At 69.1% G+C, this 25,367-nt stretch carries 21 protein-coding genes; 12 read left to right on the forward strand and 9 right to left on the reverse strand.

What is annotated here, in order from left to right:
* Positions 1–171 precede the first annotated feature (171 nt).
* A complete protein-coding gene (locus tag CJ197_RS11340) occupies positions 172–1,434 on the forward strand; it encodes a phosphatidylserine/phosphatidylglycerophosphate/cardiolipin synthase family protein (RefSeq protein WP_102236864.1) in 1,263 nt (420 codons plus the stop codon).
* Between the two features lie 9 nt (positions 1,435–1,443).
* Here the strand turns inward: CJ197_RS11340 and CJ197_RS11345 are convergent, their stop codons facing one another.
* A complete protein-coding gene (locus CJ197_RS11345; RefSeq protein WP_102236865.1) occupies positions 1,444–3,000 on the reverse strand; it encodes a S10 family peptidase in 1,557 nt (518 codons plus the stop codon).
* Positions 3,001–3,257: 257 nt separating this feature from the next.
* Here CJ197_RS11345 and CJ197_RS11350 point away from each other — a divergent pair, with 257 nt between their 5' ends.
* The 6 genes from CJ197_RS11350 (at position 3,258) to CJ197_RS11375 (ending at position 11,100) form a co-directional block, all read left to right on the forward strand.
* Positions 3,258–4,595 carry an extracellular solute-binding protein gene (locus CJ197_RS11350; protein ID WP_102236866.1) on the forward strand — a complete coding sequence of 446 codons (1,338 nt, stop codon included), beginning with the start codon at positions 3,258–3,260 and terminating at the stop codon, positions 4,593–4,595.
* A complete protein-coding gene (locus tag CJ197_RS11355; protein WP_102236867.1) occupies positions 4,592–5,476 on the forward strand; it encodes a carbohydrate ABC transporter permease in 885 nt (294 codons plus the stop codon). The genes CJ197_RS11350 and CJ197_RS11355 overlap by 4 nt, the downstream gene beginning before the upstream one ends.
* Positions 5,473–6,408 carry a carbohydrate ABC transporter permease gene (locus CJ197_RS11360; RefSeq protein WP_102236868.1) on the forward strand — a complete coding sequence of 312 codons (936 nt, stop codon included), beginning with the start codon at positions 5,473–5,475 and terminating at the stop codon, positions 6,406–6,408. Before CJ197_RS11355 ends, CJ197_RS11360 begins: the two co-directional genes overlap by 4 nt.
* A gap of 141 nt (positions 6,409–6,549) precedes the next feature.
* Positions 6,550–7,893, forward strand: a complete 1,344-nt coding sequence (locus CJ197_RS11365) for a serpin family protein (protein ID WP_102236889.1) — start codon at positions 6,550–6,552, stop codon at positions 7,891–7,893.
* A gap of 83 nt (positions 7,894–7,976) precedes the next feature.
* Entirely contained in the window at positions 7,977–9,086 is a 1,110-nt protein-coding gene (locus tag CJ197_RS11370) for a serpin family protein (RefSeq protein ID WP_102236869.1), read from the forward strand.
* A 145-nt stretch (positions 9,087–9,231) separates the two neighbouring features.
* Positions 9,232–11,100: a beta-galactosidase family protein gene (locus CJ197_RS11375; RefSeq protein ID WP_102236870.1), complete on the forward strand. Its 1,869-nt coding sequence runs from the start codon at positions 9,232–9,234 to the stop codon at positions 11,098–11,100.
* 58 nt (positions 11,101–11,158) lie between these two features.
* Here CJ197_RS11375 and CJ197_RS11380 read toward each other — a convergent pair whose 3' ends face one another.
* The 3 genes from CJ197_RS11380 to CJ197_RS11390 all read right to left on the reverse strand — a co-directional run bounded on the left by CJ197_RS11380 (position 11,159) and on the right by CJ197_RS11390 (position 14,838).
* The gene (locus CJ197_RS11380) at positions 11,159–12,799 is read right to left on the reverse strand and encodes a sugar ABC transporter substrate-binding protein (RefSeq protein WP_102236871.1); all 1,641 of its coding nucleotides are present in this window, start codon (positions 12,797–12,799) and stop codon (positions 11,159–11,161) included.
* 48 nt (positions 12,800–12,847) lie between these two features.
* A complete protein-coding gene (locus tag CJ197_RS11385) occupies positions 12,848–13,708 on the reverse strand; it encodes a carbohydrate ABC transporter permease (protein WP_102236890.1) in 861 nt (286 codons plus the stop codon).
* 98 nt (positions 13,709–13,806) lie between these two features.
* Positions 13,807–14,838, reverse strand: coding sequence for a sugar ABC transporter permease (locus CJ197_RS11390; protein WP_102236891.1), 1,032 nt, complete (start codon positions 14,836–14,838; stop codon positions 13,807–13,809).
* Between the two features lie 202 nt (positions 14,839–15,040).
* Between CJ197_RS11390 and CJ197_RS11395 the strand changes: the two genes are divergently transcribed.
* Entirely contained in the window at positions 15,041–16,213 is a 1,173-nt protein-coding gene (locus CJ197_RS11395; RefSeq protein ID WP_102236872.1) for a Gfo/Idh/MocA family protein, read from the forward strand.
* A 236-nt stretch (positions 16,214–16,449) separates the two neighbouring features.
* On the opposite strand, the gene CJ197_RS11400 is transcribed toward CJ197_RS11395, so the two are convergent.
* On the reverse strand, positions 16,450–17,139 hold the full coding sequence (locus tag CJ197_RS11400) for a DUF4282 domain-containing protein (protein WP_102236873.1): 690 nt from the start codon (positions 17,137–17,139) through the stop codon (positions 16,450–16,452).
* A gap of 183 nt (positions 17,140–17,322) precedes the next feature.
* Between CJ197_RS11400 and CJ197_RS11405 the strand changes: the two genes are divergently transcribed.
* From CJ197_RS11405 to CJ197_RS11420, 4 genes are read left to right on the forward strand one after another with little or no spacing between them, the layout of a single operon-like run.
* On the forward strand, positions 17,323–18,849 hold the full coding sequence (locus CJ197_RS11405; RefSeq protein WP_102236874.1) for a DUF3375 domain-containing protein: 1,527 nt from the start codon (positions 17,323–17,325) through the stop codon (positions 18,847–18,849).
* On the forward strand, positions 18,846–19,556 hold the full coding sequence (locus tag CJ197_RS11410; RefSeq protein WP_158239465.1) for a DUF4194 domain-containing protein: 711 nt from the start codon (positions 18,846–18,848) through the stop codon (positions 19,554–19,556). Before CJ197_RS11405 ends, CJ197_RS11410 begins: the two co-directional genes overlap by 4 nt.
* Positions 19,553–22,918: an ATP-binding protein gene (locus CJ197_RS11415; RefSeq protein WP_158239466.1), complete on the forward strand. Its 3,366-nt coding sequence runs from the start codon at positions 19,553–19,555 to the stop codon at positions 22,916–22,918. The genes CJ197_RS11410 and CJ197_RS11415 overlap by 4 nt, the downstream gene beginning before the upstream one ends.
* Positions 22,915–24,162, forward strand: a complete 1,248-nt coding sequence (locus CJ197_RS11420) for a Wadjet anti-phage system protein JetD domain-containing protein (protein ID WP_102236876.1) — start codon at positions 22,915–22,917, stop codon at positions 24,160–24,162. Before CJ197_RS11415 ends, CJ197_RS11420 begins: the two co-directional genes overlap by 4 nt.
* Positions 24,163–24,178: 16 nt before the next feature.
* Here CJ197_RS11420 and CJ197_RS11425 read toward each other — a convergent pair whose 3' ends face one another.
* The 4 genes from CJ197_RS11425 to rpmG are packed head-to-tail and all read right to left on the reverse strand — an operon-like array spanning position 24,179 to position 25,282.
* Complete coding sequence (locus CJ197_RS11425) at positions 24,179–24,499, reverse strand: Fic family protein (RefSeq protein ID WP_102236877.1); 321 nt, start codon at positions 24,497–24,499, stop codon at positions 24,179–24,181.
* 30 nt (positions 24,500–24,529) lie between these two features.
* A complete protein-coding gene (locus CJ197_RS11430; protein ID WP_102236878.1) occupies positions 24,530–24,778 on the reverse strand; it encodes a type B 50S ribosomal protein L31 in 249 nt (82 codons plus the stop codon).
* A gap of 31 nt (positions 24,779–24,809) precedes the next feature.
* Complete coding sequence (gene rpsN, locus CJ197_RS11435) at positions 24,810–25,115, reverse strand: 30S ribosomal protein S14 (RefSeq protein WP_102236879.1); 306 nt, start codon at positions 25,113–25,115, stop codon at positions 24,810–24,812.
* Positions 25,115–25,282: a 50S ribosomal protein L33 gene (gene rpmG, locus CJ197_RS11440; RefSeq protein ID WP_102236880.1), complete on the reverse strand. Its 168-nt coding sequence runs from the start codon at positions 25,280–25,282 to the stop codon at positions 25,115–25,117. The genes rpsN and rpmG overlap by 1 nt, the downstream gene beginning before the upstream one ends.
* Positions 25,283–25,367: the final 85 nt, after the last annotated feature.

A 25,367-nucleotide genomic window follows, 5' to 3' on the forward strand; every position in this document is an offset into this window, starting at 1 on the left:
TGTGGTCGTTCACCGCTGCGGTCAATCAGGGTCGTGATCGATCATCACTGCGGTCGATCAAGGCTGTGGTCGATCAGGGCGTCGTCCCGTCGACGGTATCCCGCCGTTTCCGCGACTGCGGGTGCTCCGGCGTGCTCGCGAGGGACGGGCGCGGCCGCATACCCTGTGCTCATGAGCATCCTGACTCGAATCCGCGCCATCACCGGGGAGCGCCCGCTGCGGCGCCTGGCGATGATCGGAGCGGCCGCGGTGGCTGCCCCGCCGCTCGTGGCGGCCACGGCTCTCATCGTGATCGATGAGATCCAGAACCTGAAGCGCAAGACGCGCGAGGCGCCGCACCCGGGCACCTTCGAGACCACGGTGCGCGGATCGCACCTGACGGTTTACACCTCCGGGGACACCGTGTACGACGACATGATCGCGGCGATCGACGCCGCGGAAGAGTCGGTGCTGCTGGAGACGTTCATCTGGAAGGGCGATTCCGTGGGTCAGCGGTTCATGGATGCCGTGAACCGGGCGGGCGAACGCGGGGTGGATGTGCGGGTCGCCTATGACGGCTTCGGCAACCTCGTGGTGCCGCCGTCGTTCTACCGGGGCTTCTCGGACACGGTGAAGGTGCGGCGCCTCCCGGCCTTCGCGCGCCCCTACTGGCGGGGACTGCTGCGCCACACCGGGTTCAACCACTCCAAGATCCTGGTGGTCGATGACCGGATCGCCTTCGTGGGCGGGTACAACATCGGCGACACCTATGCCAAGCAGTGGCGGGACACGCATGTGCGTCAGATCGAGGCCGGGGTGTGGGGGCTGCGCCACGCCATGACGCGGCTGTGGAATGACGCGAGCCCCGATGATGAGGATGTTCCGTGGATCCCGCCGGAGGACTGGGATCCGACGGTGCGGGTGGCGGCGAACCTGCCCACCCAGCTGGTGTACCCCATCCGGCAGTTGTACCTCTCCGCGATCGAGCGGGCCCAGCACCGCATCTTTATCACCACCCCGTACTTCATCCCGGACCAGCAGATTCTGCGCGGGCTGCAGGCCGCGGCCCGGCGCGGGGTGGACGTGCGGGTGATGGTCCCCAAAAGGTCCAACCACATCGTCGCGGACTTTGCCGCCCGCGGCTTCTACGCGGAACTGCTGGAGTCAGGGGTGACGATCCTGCTGTACGAGGCGGCGATGATCCACGCCAAGACCGCCACCGTGGACGGGATCTGGTCCACGGTGGGCACGGCGAACATCGACCGTCTCTCCCTGTCCTTCAACTACGAGACGAACGTGGAGATCATCGACGAGAGCTTCGCACGCACGATGGAGCAGGTCTTCGAGGCCGATTCCGAGCACAGCGAGATCCTCACCTCCCCGCACTGGAAGGAGAGGCATCTCATGGCTCGGGTGGCGGAGAAGGCCCTTGTGCCGCTGCGGCCCTTCCTGTGAGGAGCCGGCTCAACCCTGCGTGTCGCCGCTATCGGTGGTGCTGTCGCCGGTAGCGCTGCCATCAGCGCCGCCGTCCGTGCCGGTGACGAACTCTCGCAGGTGCTGCGACTGCGCGCGGCGGCTCGGCTCGTGGCAGTACATCATGTGCCCGGCCTCGTAGTACTCCACGCGGATCCGCTCGGCGTAGTCCTCCCGTGGGATCGCCAGCTGCGCGAGCACATGCTCGCTGGCGTGGAAGGGCGTGGCCGCATCGTGGTAGCCATGCCCCACGAGCACCCGCGTGTGCGGGGACGTGCGCAGCAGGCGGGAGAGGTCCGAGGCGACCTCCACGGAGCGGTTCTGGAACTCCTTGTAGCTCCACGGGTGCACGCGTCCGGACATGATCTCGTAGACCACATCGGTCGTGAACTCGAGCTCGGTGCGCAGGTACTGGTTGATCGTCGCTGTGTAGGAGGGGGCGAGCTGGTCGATCGACGGATCGGTCTCCATCTGTGCCGCGTTCCCGGCCCCCATCGGCGCGGTGAACCGCCCGTCGATCCGTCCGGTGATCAGCCCCTGATCGCGCAGCAGCTCGGCGAGGAACGCCAGATGCTCCACCCGCAGGTCCGCCCGCTCCACCCAGTCGGGATCCACGCCGATCAGCGCGCCGATCCGCGCTGCTGCCTCCTGCCGCTGACTGATCCCCAGGCGCCGCCCGGCCGCGAGCAGTGCCGGGTACTCCTGCTCGGCGAAGGCCTCCGCCTCATCAACCACGTCCTGCAGCATCCGCTCCTCATGCTTACCGTGCGCATGGGCGATCGCCGCATAGGTGGGCAGGTAGTGGATGTAGGGCCGGTCGTTTCCGGCGGAGAAGTCGATCGACCCGAAGTCCAGCACCGGGGAGATCAGCACGACGCCGGCGACGGCGACGTAATAGCGGTCCATGAGGCGCGCCGCCACGGCGGAGGCGCGCGTGGTGCCGTAGGACTCCCCGGCCAGGTGGATCGGGGAGGTCCAGCGCTGGTGGCGAGTCAGCCAGTCGATGATGAAGCTCGCGATGAGGTCCCGGTCCGCGATGAGCCCGTGGTGCCGATCCGGCTTCTGCCCGGGCGCTGGACGAGAATAGCCGGTGGTCATCGCATCGACCACCACGAGGTCCGCATTGCGCAGGATCGTCTCGTGGTTGTCCACCAGCCGATGCGGAGGCGCCGCGGGTGCGCCCGCATCCCCGGAGATCACGCGGCGGGGCCCCAGCAGCCCCAGGTGCAGCCACACGGTCGAGGCGCCCGGCCCGCCGTTGAACGCGAACATCACCGGGCGCTCGGCCGGATCGGCACCCTGCTTCACGTAGGAGACGGAGAACAGCTCCGCGTAGGCCGCGCCGCGCCCGTACTTCTCACCCTCGGGCTCCTCCCGCAGCACCACAGTCCCGGCCGTCGCCGTGTAGTCCAGTCGCCCATCCGGCAGATCCAGCGTGTGCACGGTGGTGACCAGGTGGTCCTCGGGGCCCTTCGACGCGGCGGGAGCGTCGGTGCTGGTCGGGCTCGGGGCCGACGGGGTCTCGGGGGTGGCGGGCTCGGTGCTCACGCGGGGCTCCTTCGCGGCGGGGGACGGGTCGCAGCCGACGCTACACGCCAGCGTGCGCAGTCGCCCCCGTCCCCTGCAGCGCCCCGACACGCCGCCCCACTGGCGCAAGAGCCCCTCCTCATGTCAAAGTGGGAACGTTCACGATCCGGGTGTCCGCACCCGGGCGGAGCCGGTTCCGACGGGGGAACCCCACATGCGGGGGCCCATCGGCCCCGAGTCCCGCGAGCGCGGACTCGGCTTCAAGGAGAAGGAGAGCGATGACGCCACGCCTGACCCGACGCAGTGCGCTGTGGGGTGCCGGAGGGGCCGCCCTGGCCACCGGCCTCGCGGCATGCGCCCCGCCCAACACGGGAGATGCGAACTCCCGGCCCACCATCCCGCCGGCCGACGGCAAAGTCCACCTGACCTACTGGGCCTGGCTGAAGGACCTGCAGAAGGTCGCGGACGTCTTCAACGACTCTCAGGACCGCATCCACGTGGACGCCACCTGGATCCCCGGCGGCAACACCGGCGGCTACGCGAAGATCCTCTCCGCGATCGCCGCCGGCGGCGGGCCCGATATCATGCAGATCGAGCTGCGGCAGATCCCCGAGTTCGCCCTTGCCGGCTCCCTTGTGAACCTCACCCGCTATGACTTCGAGGCCACGGCGGATCTCTACGATCCCGGCGCACTCACCCAGGCGCAGGTCGGGGAGAACACCTGGGGCATCCCGCAGGACACCGGGCCCGTCGCGATGTTCTACAACCGCGAGGTGCTCGAGGGCGAGATGGGGCTGAAGCCCCCCGCCACCTGGGACGAGTTCTACGAGACCGCAGGCGCCGTGCGGGAGCAGGGCGCCACGCTCATGACCCTGGACCCCTCCGACGGCTCCCACCCCATCGCCTGGGTGATGCAGTCCGGTGCCCGATGGTTCCAGACCGAAGATGACGGCTGGATCGTGAACATGACCGACGACGCCTCGATGCGGGTGGCTGAGTTTTGGGACCGCATCCTCGCCGAGAAGCTCGTGGGGACCGGCTACGGCGCGATGTCCACTCCGTGGAATGCCGCCGCCGGCGAGGACAAGGTGCTTTCCTCGATCTCGGGCTCGTGGTCCGACGCCCTGATCGCCACCGTCCCGAACGGCGAGGGCCGATGGGCCGTGGCCCCCATGCCCACCTGGCCCGACGGCTACGCCTCCGGCGGCCATGGCGGCTCGGCTGCGGCGATCTCCGTGAACAGCGAGCACCCCGCGGAGGCGCTCGAGTTCTGCACCTGGATGTGCACCGACCCCGCTGGTATCGACGCGATGATCGAGTTCTCCGGCATCGGCTGGTCGCCTGCGAAGGACTACATCGGCGAGGTGCGCGAGCAGCCCAGCGAGTTCTACTCCGGACAGAACTACAACGAGGACGTCATCAAGCCGATGGCCGACGGGCAGAACCTCGACTGGACGTGGGCACCGCTCATGCAGCGCGCCCAGGCGATCATCGGCGACGGCATGACCCGCGCGGTCACCGGCGAGGTTCCGCTGGCGGACATGTTCGCCGATGCGCAGAAGGAGATCGTCGAGATCATGCAGACCATGGGCCTGAACGCGGAGGAGGCACGATGAAGGCGCGATACGCCCCGTGGGTGCTGATGGCGCCCTTCCTGCTGCTGTTCATCGGCACCATGGTGGTGCCGATCATCATGGCGATCGGCTACAGCTTCACGCGTGTGGAGCGCTCCGGCCTGCTCGGTGAGCAGGGTGTGGAGAGCATGTTCGCCGGATTCGACAACTACGTCGCCGCGCTCACCAACATCAACTTCATCACCTCCATCGGCCGGATGATCCTGTTCGGCGTGGTGCAGGTGACGGTCATGATCGTCGCCGCGGTGATCCTCGCGCTGCTGCTCGAGAGCGCCTCCGCGAAGTGGCCCGGGTTCTTCCGCTCCACGTACTTCCTGCCCTACGGCATCCCCGGCGTGATCGCGACGATCCTGTGGTCGTTCCTGTACATCCCGGGTCTGAGCCCCATTGTGGACGTGCTGGGGTGGATGGGGCTCCAGGTGGACTTCCTGGCGCCGAACATGGTGCTGTGGTCGATCGCGAACATCGTGACCTGGACATACACCGGCTACAACATGCTGATCATCATCGCTCAGCTGAAGTCCATCCCCGGTGACCTCTACGAGGCCGCGAAGGTGGACGGGGCCGGCTCCTTCCGGGTGGCCTGGTCCATCCAGCTGCCGCTGATCCGCCCGGCCGTCATGCTGACGGTCATCTTCTCGATCATCGGCACCCTGCAGCTGTTCGCGGAGCCGCGGCTGCTGCAGACCATGAGCGCGGGCATCACGTCGGAGTACACCCCGAACATGTCCGCCTACGCCTTTGCGTTCCAGTACAACGACATCGGCATGGCGGCTGCGCAGTCCGTGATCATCGCGGTCTCTGCTTTCTGCCTGTCGGCGATCGCGCTGGGCGTCTCGAACTGGTTGGAGAAGCGCCGATGAGCACCACCGCGAACACCTCGACCCCGACCGCGAAGACCCATCGACCCGTGAAGGCCCGCGAGGACCACCGCGCCGGAGCACGGGACGCCGGCCGCAATCCGGCCACGACGATCATCGTGACCGCCGTGCTGGCGATCGTCGCGATGTACTTCCTGGTGCCGGTCTACTGGGTGATCATCAACGCCACCAAGACCACCGAGGATCTGTTCGGCACCAGCGGCTTCTGGTTCGGAGACAGCTTCGTGTTGGGGGAGAACCTCAAGGCCGTGCTCACGGCGAATGGGGGGATCTTCCCCCGGTGGGCCCTGAACTCGGTGATCTACGCGGGGCTGGGCTCGGTGATCGCCACCTACTTCGCGACCGCCGCCGGGTACGCGCTGGCGAAGTACAGCTTCCCCGGTCGGCGCTTCGTGTACGCCTTCGTTCTCGGGGGCGTGCTGGTGCCCGGCACCGCGGTGGCGCTGCCGCTGTTCTTCCTGTTCTCCAGCCTGGGGCTGACCAACAGCTACCTGTCGGTCCTCATCCCCTCGCTCGTGAGCCCCTTCGGGTTGTTCCTCTCCTCGATCTACTCCTCGGCCGCGGTGCCGGACGAGATGCTCGAGGCGGGGCGCCTGGACGGCGTGGGGGAGCTGGGGATCTTCCATCGCATTGCCCTGCCGCAGCTGGTGCCGGCGCTGGTGACCATCTTGCTGTTCCAGTTCGTCGCGATCTGGAACAACTACATGCTGCCGCTGGTGATGCTGGCCGATGAGCGGCTGTACCCGATCACTCTTGGTCTGGACAACTGGCGGGCGCAGACCGACCGGCTGCCGGAGTTCTTCCAGCTGACCACCACGGGTGCGCTGCTGTCGGTGATCCCGCTGGCGATCCTCATCCTGGTGCTGCAGCGCTTCTGGAAGGGCGGCCTCACCGAAGGCTCCGTCAAGGGCTGAGCGGGCGGCGTGGCGAGCGGTCGCGCCCTCACGCCGCCCTCACGCCGCCCTCGCGTCGTTATCTCGCCGCACCTGGTTCCGCGGTGTGAAGGTTGTGCAGAACCGGGTGCGCGGAGCGGGCGGGCGGTGTTCACTGTGGGCATGCGCGCTGTGACTGCAGTCCCTGCCCTGCCCCGTCGGACCGTGCTGGGCGGTGCGGCATTGGCCGGTCTTGCCCTGCCGAGCCTGGCCGCCTGCGATGGCGGGCCGAACCTCGGCGGAGGCGGCGGCGCGGCGGAGCCGGATCTGCGCGCCGAGGTGGACCGCGCCGAGCCCGGTACCGCCGAGGGCGCGGGAAGCGTGGCGGTGCCCTTCAGCGCTCGGCTGCTCAGCGCCCTGGATCCCGAGGCCGTGAACCTCGTGTGCTCGCCGCTGTCCGCGCAGGTGGCGCTCACCATGGCGGGTCTCGGCGCGGCCGGGGACACCCGCGCCGAGATGGAGGAGGCACTTGGCGGGCCGATGCCGGAGCTCGCCGAGAGCGCGAACACCCTGTCGCAGGTGCTCGATGCGGTGGGGGATGCTGAGCGTGAGGAGGAGGACGAGGACGCCCTGGAGCCGCCGCGCGCCAGTCTTGTCAATGGAGCCTGGATCCAGGAGGGCTTCGAGGTCCACGAGCCCTATCTGGAGGACCTGGGCACCTGGTTCGGGGCGGGCCTGTTCGAGGCCGACTTCGCCGAGGAAAAGGCGCGCGAGAAGGCGCGTCAGGAGATCAACGGATGGGTCGCGGAGAACACCGCGGATCTCATCGAGGAGCTGGTCCCCGAAGGGACTCTCAGTGAGGCTTCGCGCCTGGTGCTGGTCAACGCCCTGCACGTCAAGGCCGCCTGGCCGAAGCCCCTCACCCGCGAGGGCGGCAGGTTCAGTACGGCCGATGAGCAGGAGCTGAGCGTGGAGATGCTCAGCGGGGATGTCACCGGCTGGTTCGAGGACGATGTATGCCGAGCTACCGCGCTGCCCACTTACGGTGATGCGATCTCGCTCGCGCTCATCCAGCCGGTGGACACCATCGGGGCCGTGAAGCAGGCCTGGGCGGATGCTGCGGAGGACCCCACGGCCGGGCTCGGTGCGCTGCTCGCCGGTGTCACGGAATCCGAGGATCCGGTGCTGGTCAGCGTGCCCGCCCTGGACGTGGGCTGGACGGACTCCCTGACGGACCCGCTGAAGCAGCTCGGCATGGAGCAGGCCTTCACCGATGCCGCGGACTTCTCCGGTATCAGTGACACCTCGCTGCTGATCAGCGACGTCATCCAGGAGGCGGTGCTCACCGTGGATGAGAACGGGCTGGAGGCTGCGGCCGCGACCGCGGCGATCGCGGGGGCGACATCCGCTCCGGCGGAGCCGCGGACGCTGGTCCTGGACTCCCCGTTCCTGCTGGTCGTCTTTGAGCGCAGCACCCTTGCCCCGCTCGTGCTGGGCTGGATCGGGGACCCGAGCGAGACTCGCTGAGCTGCTCGAGGCGGGGCGGTGCGGATCCCGCCACGCACCGGGCGGCGGTTGCCCGCCGGGGCCGGGTGCGGTTCGATGGCGGAATGACTGTCGAGCTCTCACCGGTCACGACCTTCACCGCCCGCCTGCTGCCCGCTCTCGCACGGCCCGGCGGCAACACCGTCTGCTCGCCGCTTTCGGCCCAGGTGGCGCTGACCCTCGCGGCGCTCGGCGCGCGCGGGGAGACGTTCGCCGAGCTCGAGCAGGTGCTCGGGGCGCCGGCACGCGAGCTCGCCCGCACTGCCGCTGAGCTCGCGCAGTCCCTCGCTGCGATCACAGATCCCGCGGCCGCGCATCTGGCCAGCGGCGTGTGGGTGCACGATGAGCAGGCGCTGCGCGGGCAGTACCGCGAGCGGGTGGAGCAGGAGCTGGGCGCGGGGATCGGCGCCCTGGACCTCACGGATGCCGCGGCGATCGACCGCAGCCGCACCGCGATCAACGCCTGGGTCGCCGAGCGCACCGGCGGGCGGATCCCCGAGCTGCTGAGCCCGGGGATGCTCACGCCGCAGACGCTCCTGGTGCTCATCAGCGCTCTGCACGTGACGGCCCCCTGGATGACGCCGCTCCACCGGGCCGACGGGGACTTCGCACTCTCCGACGGCACCGAGGTCACCGTCCCGATGCTGCACGGGACGGGCTCGGGCTGGCACGAGGATGCGCACGCGACGGCCACCGCGCTGCCGACGAAGGGCGGGGCGCTGTCGCTCGTGCTCGTGCGACCGGCCGCGAGCACGGATGCGGTGCTGGAGGCGTGGGCGGCGGACCCGTCGGCCCTTGCGGGTCTGCTGGATAGCGCGCTGGGCGGGGGTGACCGGGTGCGGCTGGGGATGCCAGCGCTCGAGACCAGCTGGGGCGCGGACCTCAGCGGGCCGCTGCGCGAGCTGGGCCTTCGCCGCGCGCTCTCACCCGCCGCGGATCTCCGCGGCATCCTCGAGGGGCCCGCGGGAATCTCGATGGTCATCCAGCAGGCCGTGCTGAGTATCGATGAGCACGGCATGGAGGCCGCCGCCGCGACCGCCGCGATCATGTTGACCGGCGCCCCCGCCACCCCGCGGCACGAGCTCACCCTGGACCGCCCCTACCTGCTGCTGGTCTGCGACACCGCGAGGCGCACCCCGCTGCTCGTCGGCCGGATCGAGGACCCGCAGGCCTGAGGGAGCCGAGGTGCGGCGCCACGTCGGGAGCTCGGACCGCTCGACCGGCGCGTGCCTGCGTCACCAGGGCGAGAGGCCCCGCCCCGTCGGCCCGGAATCACCTACCATGCTGTGAACCGATTCACCCCCGAGAGGATGGACGCTGATGCCCGCCCTGCTGACCCCCACCCCTGACGGCCTGCTGCGCGGCGGGGAGCCGCACCTGGTCATCTCCGGGGCCATCCACTACTTCCGCGTCCACCCCGAGCAGTGGCGCGACCGCCTGCGCCGCCTGGTCGCGATGGGCTGCAACACCGTGGAGACCTACGTGGCCTGGAACCTCCACCAGCCCACCCCCGAGACCACCACCTTCGAGGGCATGGCGGACCTGGGCCGCTTCCTCGACCTCGCCGCCGAGGAGGGGCTGGATGCGATCGTGCGCCCCGGCCCCTATATCTGCGCCGAATGGGAGAACGGCGGCTTCCCCGGCTGGCTGCTGCGCGATCAGAACATGGGGCTGCGGCATCGCGACCCGCGCTACCTCGCGCAGGTGGACGCCTGGTTCGATGAGCTCATCCCCGTCATCGCCGAGCGGCAGACCACCCGCGGCGGCAACGTCGTGATGCTCCAGGTGGAGAACGAGTACGGCTCCTACGGCGATGACACCGCCTACCTCGAGCACCTGCGCGACGGCCTGCGCGCCCGCGGCATCGAGGAGCTGCTGGTGACCTCCGACGGGCCGGCGCGCATGTGGCTCACCGGCGGCACCGTGGACGGAGCGCTCGCCACCGTGAACTTCGGCTCCCGCACCCTGCAGGTGCTCGAGATGGCGAAGGACGAGCTGCCGGATCAGCCGCAGATGTGCATGGAGTTCTGGATCGGCTGGTTCGACCACTGGGGCGAGGAGCACCACACCCGCACCGGCGAGGACGCCGCCGCCGAGCTCGCCGACATGCTCGAGAACGGCATGAGCGTCAACTTCTTCATGGCCCACGGCGGCACGAACTTCGGCCTCACCGCCGGGGCGAACCACGACGGCGCCCTGCAGCCCACCACCACCAGCTACGACTATGACGCCCCGATCGCGGAGAACGGCGCGCTGACCGAAAAGTTCCACGCCTTCCGCGAGGTCATCGCCCGCCACCGTGAGCTGCCACCGCTGGATGAGCAGCTGGCGCAGCTGGGCCTGCAGGCAGAGCCGCGGACCCTGCCCGCCGCCGAGCTCACGATCGACAAGACCGTCGCCCTGCGGCAGAGCGAGCGCTTCACCCGCAGTGCCGAGGTGTACCCGAAGCCGCCGTCCTTCGAGGACCTGGGGCTCGAGCGCGGCCTGCTGCGGCTGTCGCGCAAGATCGAGATCGCGGCCGACGCCGACGGGCAGGTGGGCCCGCTGCGGCTGTATGACCTGCATGATCGGGCCTGGGTGTATGTGGAAGGGGTGTACGTCGGCGCCACCGGCGTGGTCGGCAACGAACAGCAGCCCATCGACCCGGCCGTCATCGAGCTGGCACCCTACAGCGAGCGTCTGCTGGCCGGTGCGGAGCGTCGGACCGTGCGAGTGGACATCCTCGTGGAGAACCTGGGCCGCGTGAACTTCGGGCCGTACCTGGGGGAGCGCAAGGGCATCCTGGGCGGCGTGTGGCAGACCATCCGCTTCCTCAACGACTGGGAGGCGGACCCGTGGCCGCTCGAGGAGATGGGGGAGGAGCTCGCCGAGCTCCTCGCCGCCGGGGAGCACCTGCCCGCAGACACATCGGATGAGCAGGCCCTGCCGGTGCTCGCCGCCGCCTCCTTCGACGCCGAGGAGCCGGCCGACACGTTCCTGGACGTCTCCGGGGCCGGGCACGGCGTCGCCTACGTCAACGGCGTGTGCGTGGGCCGCTACTGGTCCAGCATCGGCCCGCAGCTGACCCTGTACGTCCCTGCGCCGCTCGTGCGCGCCGGCCGCAATGAGGTGCTGCTGCTGGACCTTGAGCAGCGGCCAGAGCGGCTCGCGCTTGCGACCGAGCATCGGTTCGGGCGCAGCGAGGGGTGAATTGCGGGGCGAGGAGGGGCGGCCCGTCGGGCCGCCCCTCTTCCATGCTGCGCTCTGATCAGAGGGTGCTCGGCGGGGTCACCGGCACGTCCTCGGGCAGGACTGCGGCGAACTCGTCGAGGATCTGCTTGCCGCCGTCCTCCTCCCACTGCTTGACCGCGGCCTTGAAGTCATCAATGGTCTTACGGCCCTGGATGACGTCGTCGCGGACATCGTTGAGCCGGCTATTCAGCTCGGTGCCCTTGGAGGAGTTCGTGTCCGAGTACAGGCCGTTGGTGGGACGGCGCATCGCGAGCTTCAGGAGCTCCTGCTCCTTGCCGTAGATGTACTCGGAGTCGGACGGGATCGGGTTGTAGATGACACCTTCGCCCGCGGTCATGATCTCCAGCGCGCTGCGCAGACCCGGGACGTCGGCCTCCGACGATCCGATTCCGACGTAATTGCCGTCCTTGAGCTCGTAGTCCTTGCCCTCGGTGCCCCAGTTTTTCTGCATGTACTCGACAGTGCCGAACGGAGCGGAGAGCCAGTTGATGAGATCCAGCAGCTCGCGGATCTTCGCCTCGTCGTCGGTCTTCTTGAACGGAGTGAAGCCGACAGTGCCGTATCCCATGTTGTATACGGGGCGGCGTCCCTCGACAGCGGAGAACGGCACCATGATGTCGGCCAGCAGTTCCTTCTTGTACCGCCGGTACTCGGTCGCACCGCGCGGGCCCACGGACACGAGCGCTGCGATGGAGCCGTTGGCGAAGTCCTGAGCCGTCTCGGCGTGGTTGAGATCCGGGTAGAACACGCCGGCCGCGAAGACCTTCTGGGCATACTCCAGCGTCTCGTAGTACTCATCCAGCTGGAAGTTCGCCGTCAGGGTGCGGTCCTCGTTGACCCGATAGATGTTCGGGACCCCGAACCACTGGCTGAACATGTGGAAGGCGTTCGGCAGGAAAGGCTCCAGCGCCCAGCGCTGGCCCGGGATGAGGAGCTCCTTGCACTTGTCGAGAAACTCCTCGGCGCTGGCCGACTGGAATCCGCCGACCTCTTCCCAGACCGTGGGGTTGCCGAGATACACCTGGCCGAAGGGCGTGGAGGGGATCGGTGCGCCCCAGATCTTCCCGTTCACCACTGCGGTGCGCCACGAGCCAGGGGTGAGCGCTGCGAGGTTGGGGTACTCCAGCACCGCATCGCCCGAAAGGTACCCGGTGAGGTCCGTGAACTGCGCCTCGAGCATCGGGCCGATGTTCGGGATGCCCTGGTTCGGCGGCACCCACATGAGATCCGGCAGATCGCCGGAGGCGAGGATGGTCGCGAACTTCTCCGGGTAGGAGTCGATCGCGATATCGAGGTTAAGGGTTCCGCCGAGCGCCTCGTTGAGCCGCTGCCACATCCCGTTGTCCGCCATGGGGGTGGGGGGAGTGGCGAAGGTCTGGGTCAGTGCGGTGATCTCGCCGGAGGTGATGGGCTTGGCGTCGGTGGTCTGGAGCAGCTCCTCCGGCGCCTTGAGGAAGACGTTGTGGAGCCCTTCCTCATTGCCCGGCAGGTCCGGGGTGAGTCCTTCGATCGGCTGGTACGTGGGGAGCTCGAGAGTGGCCGAGGCCTCTGCGCCACCCTCCTGGGTGGTCCCGCCACCGCAGGCTGCTGCGCCGGTGGCCACCGCAGCGGCTCCGGTGAGGGCGAAGAGGTCACGTCGTCGGATCTCGAATCGCATGCCATTTCCTTTCGTGGAGCACCGTCCTTGGTGCGTTCGGTGGGTGGATCAGCCCTTGATGGCGCCGGTGATGACGCCCTTGGAGAAGTACTTCTGGAGGAACGGGTAGACCATGACGATGGGAGCGAGCGCGACCACGACGACGGCCATCTTGATGGACTGCGGAGGCGGCGCCTGCTGGACGCCGAGCTGGTCGGCGGTCAGCGAGGTGCCCTGGATGACGTAGCTGCGCAGGATCATCTGGATTGGCCACAGCGACTGGTCGTTGATGTAGAGCATCGCGTTGAAGAAGGAGTTCCAGAATCCGACTGCGTAGAACAGTCCGATCACCGCGATGACCGCTTTGGAGAGGGGCAGGACCACGCTGAGGAGGATGCGGAAGTCGCTCGCGCCGTCGATGCGGGCCGCCTCGAGCATCTCCGTCGGGATCCCCATGAAGAACGACCTCATGACGATGAAGTTGAACCCGGCGAAAACTCCCGGGAGGATGAGAGACCAGATCGAGTTCAACAGGCCGAGCTGCTTGACCATGAGGAACATCGGGATGAGCCCGGGGCTGAAGAACAGCGTGAAGATGATCGCCATGAGCATGAACCGTCCGCCGATGACGGGGCGGCTCAGCGCGTAGGCCATGCAGATGGTCACGAACAGCGCCAGGAGCGTTCCCACGACGGTGACGAAGACGCTGACTCCCAGTGAACGGAAGATGAGCGGGCTCGAGAAGATCGTTGTGTACGCCTCGAGGGTGGGATCGGTCGGGAAGAGCACGTAGCCGCCCGCGTCACGGATCTGATCACCGGAGGCGAAAGAGGTGGAGATGACGACGAGCATCGGCACCAGGATCGAGATGCTGATCGTGAGGATGATGATCGCCTTGGCCGCGGTGAGCGGCACGCTCGGCTTCTCCATCCAGGCCGGACGGTGCACCCTGCCGAAGGCGAACGACCACAGCTTCTGATGCGCCGTCTCCTTGCGTCGCGGCGTGGTCTTCGTGGTGGCTGCTGAGCTCACTGGGGCCTCCCGCGGTAGATGCCGTCCTCGCCGAGCATGTGCGCGACCTTGTTCGCGAGGAGGATGAGGATGGTGCCGACGACGCCCTTCGCGAGGCCTGCGGCGGCGCCCATCGACCAGTCGCCGCCGATCACGCCGGTGTAGTAGGCGTAGGTGTCCAGCACCTCCGCGGTGTCGGCGCCGACCGCGGAACGCTGGAGGATGAACTGCTCGAATCCCACGGTGAGGATCGAACCGAGGTTCAGGATGAGCAGCAGGACGATCACCGGTCGCATGCCGGGCAGAGTGATGTGCCATGTGCGGCGGAAGCGTCCTGCACCGTCGGCAGCTGCGGACTCGTAGAGCGACTGATCGATCGATGCCAGGGCCGCCAGGAAGATGATCATTCCCCAGCCGGCGTCCTTCCATGCCACCTCCGCGACGAGGAGGAGCGCGAAGGTGTCCGGATTCGTCATGAAGGGGATCGGGTCCATCCCGTTCTGCACGAGGGTCTGGTTGATCAGGCCGGCGCCGCCCAGCATCTGCTGGAAGAGGGCGATCACCAGGACCCACGACAGAAAGTGCGGCAGGTACACGATCGACTGGAAGGCCTTGCGCAATCGGGGACTCATCATCGAGTCCACGATCAGTGCGAGGAGGATCGGGAGCGGGAAGAACAGAACGAGCTGGACAGCGGCGTAGAAGAGGGTGTTGCGCAGCGCCAGTCCGAACCGGTCGTCATCGAAGAGGTCGATGAAGTTCTCGAACCCGACGAAGGGTGCCTGGGTGATCGTGTAGTAGGGCTGGTAGTCCTGGAAGGCGATGACGTTGCCGAGGATGGGGATGTAGAAGAACAGCAGCAGGGCGACGGCCCCGGGGAGCATCAGCACGAGCATCTGCCAGTCGCGTCGGAGGCGGACCGACAGCGGCCTCTTCCCTCGCCGTCCGCGGCGCGCGGTTCCCGCTGACTTCGCCACTCCGGACGCGGGGAGCGCGGTATCCGGGGATGCTGAGAGCGGGGGCGCGGGAGATTGTTCAGGGCTTCGCATCGTCACGTGCTGGGTCCTCTCGGTAATCCCTGCCGGGGAGAGCGAGGCGGTCGGACCGGGTGCCCCGCTTGACAGGTTGAGGGAGATAGTAAATGCTTTCATCGGACTTGTAAATCGGTTCACGACATCTGGACGGCGTTGTTTCCGAGCTGTGACCTCTCTGCGCCGCGTGTCCATCGGACCTTTCTGAAGGTGGTACCTCATGACTGACCTGCGCATCGGCGTGATCGGGCTCGGCGCCCGCGGCGGCCTGGCCCGCCACGCCCACCAGCCCGGAGAGGGTTCCCAGGTCACCGTCGTCGCCGACCCCACGCAGCGCGGCAAGGACAAGGCCCGTGAGCTGTTCGGCGAGGACGTCGCCGTGGTCGATGACGTCGACCAGCTGCTCGCCGAGCACGCGGTGGACGCCGTGATGATCCTGACCCCGGACTTCGCGCACGCCTCCGTGGCGCTGAAGACCCTCGAGGCAGGACTGCCCACGTTCTGCGAGAAGCCGATGGCGATCTCCGTCGAGGACACCGACGCGATGCTCGACATGGCGATGCAGAAGCGGGCCCGGCTGTACGTCGGCCACAACATGCGCCACATGCCGGTGATCCGCCAGATGAAGGCGATCATCGACTCCGGCCGCATCGGAACGGTGCGCGCCGTGTGGTGCCGCCACTTCGTGGGCGCCGGCGGCGACTTCTACTTCAAGGATTGGCACGCCGAGCGGGAGAAGGCCTTCAGCCTGCTGCTGCAGAAGGGCGCGCACGACATCGACGTCATCCACTGGCTGGCCGGCGGGTACACGCGGCGCGTCTCCGGCATCGGCGACCTCGCCATCTACGGGGACATCACCGACCGCCGCGACAACTCCGACCGCCTCATGGTCGACTGGTACGACGCGGATATCTGGCCGCCCACCGCGCAGAAGGAGCTCAACCCCGTTATTGACGTCGAGGACATCTCGATGATCCACATGACGCTGGACAACGGGGTGCTGGCCTCCTACGAGCAGTGCCACTTCACGCCCGACTACTGGCGCAACTACACCGTGATCGGCGACGCCGGGCGGATCGAGAACATGGGCGATGGCTCTGGGGACCAGATCCACATCTGGGAATCCCGCTACTCCGGCGCCGGCAAACCTGATGCGGTCGAGGTCGTGGCCCGAGCGACCGGTGGGCACGGCGGTGCGGATCCGAGCCTGGTCTCGGAGTTCCTGCGCTTCGCCCGCGACGGCGGGAAGACCGACGTGTCCGTGATCGCCGCCCGGGAGGCCGTGGCCACCGGCGTGCACGGTGCCCTCTCGATCCGCGACGGCGGCGTGCCGCGCGAGGTTCCGGCCGTGCCAGCCCAGATGCGCGAGTACTTCGACTCCGGCCAGGCCTGAGAGCGCCGAACCCTCCGGCCCCATCGGCCCCACCTGCGCGCCCGGCGGGCCCCCGGCCCCACCAGCGCCGGCCCGCCGGACCCACCCCCACGCAAATGTGAGGTCTGGTGGCATGTTCCGCAGAAACATGCCACCAGACCTCACATTTGTGGTGCCGATGGGCGGGTGGCCGCCCCCGGCGTCAGCCTCGCCGCCCCGTCTGAGCCTCGCCGTCCGGCGTCAGCCTCGCACCGGCGTCAGCGGCGCAGGTGCTCCAGGATCGCGGTGGTGTTCTGGGCGGTGCGGGCGGAGGCCACGGAGAACTCGATCGCCAGGCGCATGCCGATAAGCGCCACCACCGACGGGATCCAGCCCAGCAGCAGTGCGATCAGCAGCGGAATCGCGTTGAACGAGGGCTCGCCGTACCAGGAGGAGTTCAATGCCCCCAGCATCGCGCCGAACATCAGGGAGCCGACCACCTGTGCCGCCCAGATCAGCAGCGCCACGATGATCGCCACGATGTACAGCACGCTCGCGTACTTCAGGGACACGAAGTGCTTGAACTTGAAGTCGAACAGCGCCTGGATCATGTTCGGGTCGCCGTCGGTGTTGGTGCTGCTGGGAGTGCCGGTGGCGCTCCCTGCAGCGGCAGTGCCGGTGTCGGCGGTGGTGCCGCTCGCTGCGCCGGGGGCGGGCTGGGAGGTGGACCCCACTGCGGGCTGTGCGGGCGCGGAGGGCGCCGACGGGGCGGACTGCGCGGCGCCCGCTGCGGGCTGCGCAGGCGCGGAGGGCGCCGACGGGGCGGACTGCCCGTAGGCGGAGTAGTCGGCCGCCGGCTGCGCGGGCTGCCCCGCGTGTGACTGCTGCGCGGGCTGCGCGCTCGTCGGCTGCTCCGAGGGAACAGGATTCGCGCTGGTCGGCGGCTGGTTCTCGTACGGCTCAGTCATGAACAGGCTCCTTTGGAACATCGGCATCGGCGCCGTCTCCCGGGACGGGTGCCGATGGGGACGAGATGGGTGTGGAGTGATCTCCCCTGGCCGCTATCGTAGTGAGGACCACCGACTGTCGGACGCCCCCAGTACGCTGGGCCGGACGCTCAAGACCGGACGAACCTGCCGAAAGGGGGCGCGATGAGCGGTGCGGGCCGCGCCCTGGAGCAGCTGGAGCTGTTCGATGACGCACCGGTGCTCGCCCTGCTGCGCGCCGACAACGCCCCCATCACCCTTGCGCTGCTCGAGACCCACCTGGGGCAGGACGAGCGCAGCCGTACCGCCGCAGAGCTGTACGAGTTGCTGGACGCGGATCTTGATGAGCTGCGCTTCCATGGCCAGGATCTGCCGCGCAGCGCCCAGCAGTACTGCAAGACCTGGGTGGAGCAGGGGTACCTGACCCGGCGGGCTGCCCAGCAGGAGCGCACCGAGCTGTTCTCCCTGACCGAATCGGCGCACCAGGCCATCCGCTTCCTCGCCGACCTCGCCTCCCCGCGCGAAGCGGTCACCCGCTCCCGCCTGAGCCTGCTCACTGACCGGCTGCTGCAGCTCGCGCAGGAGACGGACCCCGACGCCGGCCGGCGCATCACCGCGCTGCAGGAGCAGCAGGAGCGCATTGCCCAGCAGATCCGCACCCTGCAGGAGCACGGCGCTTCCCCACTGCCCATCTCCCAGGCGGTCGAGGCCGCAGAGGAGCTCTACGCCCTGGCACTCGATGTCCCCTCCGACTTCGCGCGCGTGCGGGCCGAGTTCGAGCGCCTGCACCGCTCGCTGCGGCTGGAGCTCATCGAACACGACGGTCCACAGGGCGAAATCCTCGACCAGCTGTTCCTCGGCGTGGACGCGGTGGAGGACTCCGAGGCCGGGCGTTCCTTCGCCGCCTTCCACTCGATGCTCATCTCCCCGGTGCTCGAACAGCGCTACCACGCGGCCGCAGACGCCCTGGCCACCCGCGATTTCGCGAGCCACCTGGGGGCGGCGAAGATCCGCTTCCTGCAGAACTACCTGGGGCGCCTGCAGCAGGAATCCCACCAGGTGCGCCACGCGATGATCGACCTCTCCCGCTCACTGCGAGAATTCGTGCGCTCCCGTCAGTTCGAGCAGTACCGGGCGCTCGGCGACGTGCTGCGCCGGCCCCAGCGCCTCAGCCTCGAGCTCGCCCCCTTCGTGCGCCCTCATCATCGGATCGGCGTGGGACTCACCCTGTCCACCTTCACGCCGCGCTCCGTCGGCCAGCTGCGCCTGCTGTCCCCGGCGGAGGTCACCGCCGATGATGACCTCTCCGCCGCGGACGCCGAACCGCTGGATCTGGAGCACCTGCGCGAAGTGGTCCGCGAATCGGAGATCGACCTCGCCGAGCTCACCGACGCCGTGGATGACGTCCTGGCCTGGCGCGATACGGCCACCATCGGGGAGGTGCTTTCCGTCCATCCGGCCACCCAGGGCCTCGCCTCGATCGTCGGACTGCTGCTGCTGGCCCAGCGCCACGGCGAACCGGTCACCGACGAGACCACCGACGCGGACGAAGACCCGGCCCCGGCGACCGAACGGGTCGCATGGGATCTCCCCGAGGCCCCCGGGCAGCGCCGCAGCGCCGTGATCACAGCCCTGCGCTTCACCCGCCCGATCTCCGCTGCCGTCCCCGGCCTCGCGAAGGAGCTGACATGACCCCCGAGAGCCCCGACACCGTCGAGGACCTGGATACCGCCCCCGAGGAGACCGCCCCCGTCGGCCGCGTCACCCTGTGGGAGGGGGATCCCGGAACCCTGCCGCTGAATGTCCGACGCACCCTGGTGGCCCTGCTGCGCGGGCCCTACCTCTCCCAGCGGCGTGACTCGGTGCTGTGGGCCACGCTGCTCGCCCACACCGACGTGATCCGCGCCCACCTGGGGGATCTGCTGCTGCAACTCGAGATCGACGCCGACTCCGAGGTGGCCTTCACCCGGAACCTGCGCCCGGACCCCGACTTCGATCAGCCCGTCCCTTCGGTGCTGCGCACCGCCCCGCTGAGCTTCATCGACTCCGCCCTGCTGCTGCACCTGCGCCACCTGCTGCTGCAGGCCACCGCCCAGCAGGAACGCGCCGTGGTGGGCCGCGACGAAATCGCCGCGCACATGAGCGCCTACCTCGCCTCCTCCGGGCACGATGAGGCGCAGTTCGCCAAACGCCTGGCCGCCAGCCTGGAGCGGATGCGCAAATGGTCGCTGCTCGTGGACACGGACACCGCGGACCGCTGGGAGATCTCCTCGGTGCTCGCCCTCGTGCTCACCGCGGAAGAGATCACGGGGATCGAACAGGAATACCAGCGGCTGCGCGAGGCAGCGGCCGACGGGACCCAGCCCGCGCTCACCGAGGTGGAGGAGGAGACCGCATGACCCCGAGCCCCACCCCCACTGCCCGCAAAGGCTCGGCGCCGCAGGAGTCACCCGTCGCGCCCGGACAGATGCGCCTTGCCCGCATCCAGCTGCACAACTGGGGCACCTTCGACAAAGGCCATGACCTCGCAGTGCCGCGTGAGGGCCTGCTGCTGACTGGTGAATCCGGATCCGGCAAGTCCTCGGTGCTGGATGCGATCAGCGCCGTGCTCATGAAACCCGGGGAGGTGCGGTTCAACGCCGCGGCCCAGGACGGCGGTGCGGGGGACCGCGACCGGACGCCGCTCAGCTACGTCCGCGGCGCGTATCGCAAGGAGTCCGATGAGGACACCGGGGAGATGCGCGCCGGGTACCTCCGCCCGTCCACCACGGTCTCCGGCATCGCCCTGACCTTCGAGAACGGAACTGGCGGCGCGGTCACCGCGATCCGGGTGATGCATGTGCCCGGCCGCGGCACCGCGGCAGCGGACCTGCGCTCGGCCTTCCTGCTGTTCGACCGGGCGGTGGAGCTGAACGAGGTGCTGGAGCTGTCCACCTCCGGGATCGATCGCCGACGGCTCAAGCGAGCCCTCTCGCCGCAGGTGGCGTCTGATTCGTACACGACCTTCGGGGTGGCGCTGCGCCGACTGACGGGCATCGGCTCTGAGGCGGCCCAGCGCCTGCTGCACCGCACCCAGTCCGCGAAATCCCTCACCTCCCTGAATGACCTGCTGCGCAGCTTCATGCTGGAGGAGCCCGGCACCTTCTCCCTGGCCGAGCAGGCCGTCGAGCAGTTCCGGGCGCTGCAGGATGCGCACGCCACCGTGGTCGATGCCCGCCAGCAGGTGAATGTCCTGCTGCCGCAGCGAGAGGCCTGGGCCGAGCACGCCCGCGCCACGGGGCAGCGTGATGAGATCCAGCATTTGCGCGAGTGCACTGAACCGTTCCGATACACAGTCCTGCAGCGCCTAGCGCAGCGGGACCTGGAGGACACGCAGGTCGCGCTGCAGGCCGCCGAGCATGAGAGCGAGGCCGCGCAGCAGGCGGAGGCCGATGCCCGCCAGGCTCTGCGCTTGGCCGATCAGGCGCTCGCGGCGCGTGGAGGCGGGGAGCTCACTGCAGCGGAGCGGGAGATCGAGCTGGCTGAGCAGCGTCTGAACGCCGTGGAGGCGCAGACGCGCTACCTCGCCCCGGTACTGGAGCGGCTGGAGGCGGACGAACCCACGAACGCTGAGGATTTCGCGAAGATCCAGGCGCAGGCCCAACGGGAGATCGAACGCCTGGATGCCGAACGGGAGCGGCTGCGCGAATCCTCCGGAGAGCTGCTGGTGGCCCAGCGCGACGCCGTCGCCCACCGCACCGAGCTCGAGCACGAGATCCGCTCGCTCAACACACGACGCTCCAACCTGCCCTCCCACCTGGTGGCCGCCCGTGACCAGATCGCCGAGAGTATCGGCGTGCACACCTGGGAGCTGCCCTTCGCCGGAGAGCTCATGGATGTGCGCGAGGCGTCCTGGCGCGGCGCAGTGGAGCGCCTGCTGCGCGGACTCGCCACCACGATCCTGGTCCCGGAGCGGCTGTACCCCCAGGTCGCTGCCGCCGTGGACGGCCGCGACTGGCGGCAGCGCATCGCCTACGAGCGGATGCGGGAGCCCAGCGGCACCCTCGCCCCCGACGCGCCGCAGGAGCGCACGGTGCTCAGCGTCCTGCAGCTCGCACAGGGCCCGCACCAAGCGTGGCTACAGCATCGGCTCACCACGGGCTTCCCGCACGTCCTGGTGGAGGACGTCCCGGAGCTCGCCCGCCACGAACGAGCCCTCTCTCGCGCCGGTCAGATCAAGAACCGCGATCACCACGTCAAGGACGACCGGCATCGGATCGATGACTGGTCCCGCTGGGTGATCGGCACCGACAACACCGCGCGGCGCGAGCGCCTGCGCGAGCAGCTCCAGGTCGCGAAGCGCGCGGTCGAGCGCCACCAGGCCCGTGTGGGGGAGGTCGCCCAGCAGGAGCGGCAGTTTGAACAGCGCCGACGGGACCTCGAGCGCCTGGGCGAGCAGACCTGGGAGGACGTGGACCACGCGGGGGCGACAGCTCGCCTCACGCGACTGCGGGAACAGCGCGAACGCCTGCTGGCCTCCACTGACCTTGCCCAGCTGAATGCAGCCCAGCAGCGGGCTGACCAGGAGTATCGCGAGGCCACGGAGGTTTCCGCGGCGGCGCGCGATGCACTGCGGCGCCTGCGCGAGGAGGTCGCGGAGGCCCGCGAGGACCTGCGCACCGCCCGCACCCACCTGGAGGGCGTGGAGCTCGAGCCGGAGGTGTTCGAGGCCCTGGATCGCCGGGTCCGCGGGACCCGCCGTAGCGCTTTGACCCGTCGGTCCCTCGCCGAGGCGATGCTGCCGCTCGAGCGGGGGCTGGGAGAGGAGCTGAACGCCGCCGAGCGGGCGCGGCGCACCGCGGAGAGCACCCTCGCGGCGGCCCGGGCCGAGTACCTGCGCCGCTGGGCGGAACGCTCGGTGAACCTCGTCGATGACATCGTGGCGACCGAGGATTTCCTGGCGGTGCTGGAGCGGCTGGAACGTGACCGGCTGCCGGATTTCGAGCAGCGGTTCCGGGAGCTGCTGCGCACTCAGTCGCAGAACAACATCGGCCAGCTGCGGGCCGTGATCGCGCAGGCCATCCGGGATGTTCACCAGCGGCTGGACCCGGTGAATGCCTCGCTGCGACAGAGCCAGTTCGACACCGAGCGCCGCACCTGGCTGCGCCTGGTGGCGCGGCAGCGCCACACCCAGGAGGTGGTGCAGTTCCTCGCCGAGCTGACCTCGATCACGGAGGGGGCGTTCGGGCCAGAGGATTCGATCGAGCGAGCGGAGGCGCGGTTCGCCGGGATGGATGCGCTGCTGCGGCGCCTCGGCTCCGCGGAGACCGCGGATGTGTCGTGGCGCCGACGGGTGCTGGATACCCGTCAGCATGTGGAGTTCGTGGCGCAGGAGCTCGATGAGAGCGGGACCGTCCTGGACCTGTACTCCGATGCGGGGGGCCGCTCCGGGGGACAGCGCCAGCGCCTGGTCACCTTCTGCCTCGCGGCATCGCTGCGCTACCAGCTGACCGACTCCGCGGAGGGCCTGCCGCCCTACGGCCTGGTGGTCCTCGATGAGGCCTTCGACAAGACCGATGTGCATTTCACGCGCGCTGGCCTGGAGGTCTTCCGCTCTTTCGGCTTCCAGCTGCTGCTCGCGACGCCGCTGAAGATGCTGCAGACCATCGAGGCGTATGTGGGCGGCGCGGCCGTGGTCAGTAAGAACTCCCGGGACTGCTCCACCTTCGCGGCAGCGACGTTCCTGTCCTCAACAGAAGAGAGCCCGGAGGCGGGGTCGTGAGGTCCGTGCAAGAGGTGCGTGACCTGCTGCGCACTCGCTGGAAGCGGTCGATGGCGGCATGGCTCGCGGACCCGTCGGCGGCTGCGGTCTCCCTTCCCCTGCACCCGCCGACGCAGCCGCAGGTGCTCGCGGATCCCGCGGCGGTGCAGCGCTGGGTGGAGCAGTGGAGCAGCGCACCCGCGGTGCTGCGCGATGCGGTCATCTGGCGCCGCGTGGCCTGGGCGCACCTGGGGGCGCAGGAGCTGCCGCACCGCTGGGAGCTCGCCGGCGCCGAGCAGCTCACCCGCGCCGCCGGGCCTGCTGCGCATGAGCAGTTCACGCAGCTCAGCCACTGGGTGCAGCGGGCGCTGGTGCTGCTCACGGGCGCGTCGGACCGACCGGCAGGGGAGCTGCGGGAGGTTCTGGCGCGGGCGATCGTCGCGCAGCGCAGTCGCTGGCTCGGCATGGATCGGGTCGATGCGGAGCTGTGTCTGCGGGCGGCCGCGTGGGTGCTCGCCCATCCGGCCTCGGGTCTGCGGATCCGCCAGGTGCCGCTGCCGGGGATGCACACCAAATGGCTGCAAGCGCATCGCGCCGTGGTCCGCGCCCTGGTCGCCGCGGCGCAGGGCGAGGGGACAGCGGTCGATCAGGACCTGGGGCTTGCCGCGGAGCCGTCGTTCCACGATGTGCTGGTGCTCGATCCTGCGCTGCGCGGCGCTGGTCTGGGCCCGCGCATGCCGCGCGCCAGCCGCGTGGACGCCGCGCTCCTCGCTGAGCTGGAGCTCAGTCCGCGTATCGTGCTGATCTGCGAGAACTCCGAAACGGTGCAGGTGCTCCCGGACCTGCCCGGCACCGTCGCGCTCTCCGGGGCCGGATACGCGGTGGCGAGCGTGCTCGAGGTGCCGTGGGTCCAGCGTGCACCGGTGCTGTACTGGGGTGATCTGGATGCGGACGGTTTCCGGATCCTCCACCGCGCCCGCGCCCACCATCCCGCCGTCACGAGCATCCTCATGGACGCGGAGACCTTCGCGCGGTATGCGGAGCTGGCGGTGACGAGCACCCCGCCGCCCATGGCGGAGCTGCCCTCGCTCACGGAGGGGGAGCAGGAGATGTACCAGCGGCTGCAGGCCGACGGGCTGCGGCTCGAGCAGGAGCGCATCGAGCTCAGCTATGCGGTGGAGACGCTGCGCGAGAGCCTTGCTTCCCGGGGACCTCACGCGGTCGCCGACGTCGGAATCTCCTCACCGAGCCGCACGGCACGGTAGGGATCGGCACCAGCGTCTACGACGTCATCGCTGCGTCGGCCAGCGGCGGCGTCCCGTCGGCCCGTGGAGCGGTGAACCGTGCGGTGAACTCCTCCATCAGGTCGGGCACCTGCTCCGCGGGCGGGCCGACGTGCACTGTCCGACGGGCATCGTCGTCATGGACGAACACCTCACCGTCCCGGTATCGGCCGGGGCTGCGGGAGAGGTCGTACCCCTGCACCATGAAATGCAGCGCGAGCAGCGTCGACTCATCGAGCCGGGCCTTGCGGGCGGCGAGCACCTGCAGGTACGTCGTCGCATCGGAGTACCCCTTGACCGCGATCCACGTGCGGTCCACGGAGATCTGCTCGTCCTCCCCGCCCCGGGGTCAGCCCTTCTGGCCGTAGCGGCGGCGGAACTTCTCCACCCGACCAGCGGTGTCCAGCACGGTGGCGCGGCCGGTGTAGAAGGGGTGCGAAGCGGAGGAGACCTCCACGTCGATCACCGGGTAGGTGTTGCCGTCCTCCCACTCGATGGTCTGATCCGAGGTGCGGGTGGAGCGAGTGAGGAAGGCGTGGTTCGCGCCCTTGTCGCGGAAGACGACGGGGCGGTACTCGGGGTGGATGCCGGGCTTCATCGGGGTTCTCCTTCGGGGCGGTGAGCGGGGCTTACCAGCTGGACTTGGTCACGCCGGGCAGCTCGCCGCGGTGGGCGAGCTCGCGCAGCCGGACGCGGGACAGGCCGAAACGGCGCAGGTGACCGCGGGGGCGGCCGTCGATCGCATCGCGGTTGCGCAGCCGGGTGGGGCTCGCGTCGCGTGGCAGGCGCTGCAGGGCACGCTGGGCCTGGATCTTCTCCGCGAGGGAGCTGTCGGGGCTCTTGATGGTGCGCTTGAGCTCAGCGCGCTGCTCGGCGTAGCGGGCAACGGTGCGTCGGCGGCGGGCGTCGGCGGCGATCTTCGAGGTCTTGGCCATCAGCGGGACTCCTTGAACTCGACGACAGCCCGGACCTTCGGGTCGTACTTGCGCAGCACCAGGCGATCGGGGGTGTTGCGGCGGTTCTTCGTGGTGCGGTACACGGTGCCGGTTCCGGCGCTCGAGCGCAGCGCGACCTGCGCGCGGACCTCGTTCTTGCGGGCCATGGGTTCCTTCCGATGCGGGAGCGCGGACTTGACAGCCGCGCGAGACGACCGCTGAGATTAGCTACTGAGAACCGTTATCGTCAAG

This window comes from Brachybacterium sp. UMB0905, assembly GCF_002871795.1.
Lineage (GTDB): Bacteria > Actinomycetota > Actinomycetes > Actinomycetales > Dermabacteraceae > Brachybacterium.